Origin of the sequence: Cellulophaga baltica (assembly GCF_900102165.1) — a bacterium.
Classification (GTDB): Bacteria; Bacteroidota; Bacteroidia; order Flavobacteriales; family Flavobacteriaceae; genus Cellulophaga; species Cellulophaga baltica.
The window spans coordinates 1-1,234 of the sequence record NZ_FNBD01000056.1 but is presented as its reverse complement, the minus strand read 5'-3'; the positions used below and the strand labels follow the sequence as shown (position 1 = coordinate 1,234).

Below are 1,234 nucleotides of genomic sequence, written 5' to 3'. Positions count from 1 at the left end.
CTGCAGGACAACATCGGTGGGTCGGTTCCACCATCTTATAAACAGTTCGCAATGAAATATATCAGCCGTTCATTGCTTTCTCGGCACACGTATGGTTAGTGGCGTTTTAAAGAGCCTAAACTTTCAGTTTAACACAGAACTTTATTAAAAGAACTGAACTTCAAATTTAGCACTTTGTAGCCATTAATTATACAGATTGTTGTAGCCAGTTATTTATTTATTTATTTTTCAGTTTAGCAAATGCTCTTACAGGAAATGTTCCTACACCTTTAAATTTAGGTGGAATTGCGCTAAAAGTAAAACCATCCTCTGGTAAAAGATATAAATTGCAAAGATGTTCTACAATTAAAATTTCCGCACTTAAAAGAGTTGTGTGGACAGGTCTGTTTTTTCCTTTTGTGTCATCTATATTATGGGAATCGATTCCGACTAATTTCACAGAGCAATCCCTTAAATATTCTGCTGCCTTTTCAGTCAAATAAGGATTGTTTTCGTAATACTGTTCTGTATTCCAATGTTCGTCCCATCCTGTTTGAATTAAAACTGCACGATTTCTAATTTCATAATTTTTTAAATGTTCCTCAGTTATTTCTATTGTTTTCGTGTGTGGAATTCGAATGACAATAGCATCAAGGTCTGCAAAACATTCTAAACCAACTTGAGAAAGGTCTTTTCCCTCTTCAAATCTATGAAATGGGCAATCAATATAGGTTCCTGTATTTGTAACCATTTCAATTTTACCAATTTGAAATTCAGTTCCTTTTTCATAAAATTGTTTTGAATCTTCTCTACTTAAATAATCACAAATGATAGGTGCAGGAAGTCCTTTATATGTTACAAGACCGTCTTCGATAGTATGACTTAAATCAATTAGTAGGTTCGACTTAATTTTTTCGTCAATTGGTTTTCTTTTATGTGTTTCTTCAAAGATTATTTTATTCAAAATCTTTGTCTGTCCGACCATAAGAAGCCTCAAATCCGCAACGATATAGTCTGCAAGTTCTTTATCTGAAATATTATTTCCTTTAATATCAAGGCGAAAATCTTCCCCTTTAATATTTCCTCCATTCGTAAAGTATATTTCAAAATCAAATTTTACTCTTTTCTGCATAGTTTTTCTTTAATTGGCTACAACGTTGTTGTGTCGAGTAGACAAGGGGAATTTCACCCCGAGCCTCTCACAGAACCGTACGTGATAGTCTCCCATCATACGGCTCTTCTAACTTAACTTTCA

At 33.8% G+C, this 1,234-nt stretch carries 1 protein-coding gene; it reads right to left on the bottom strand.

The features are described 5' to 3' along the window. Positions 1 to 217: 217 nt before the first annotated feature. Entirely contained in the window at positions 218 to 1,111 is an 894-nt protein-coding gene (locus BLQ19_RS20865) for a cyclase family protein (RefSeq protein ID WP_074539668.1), read from the bottom strand. Positions 1,112 to 1,234: the final 123 nt, after the last annotated feature.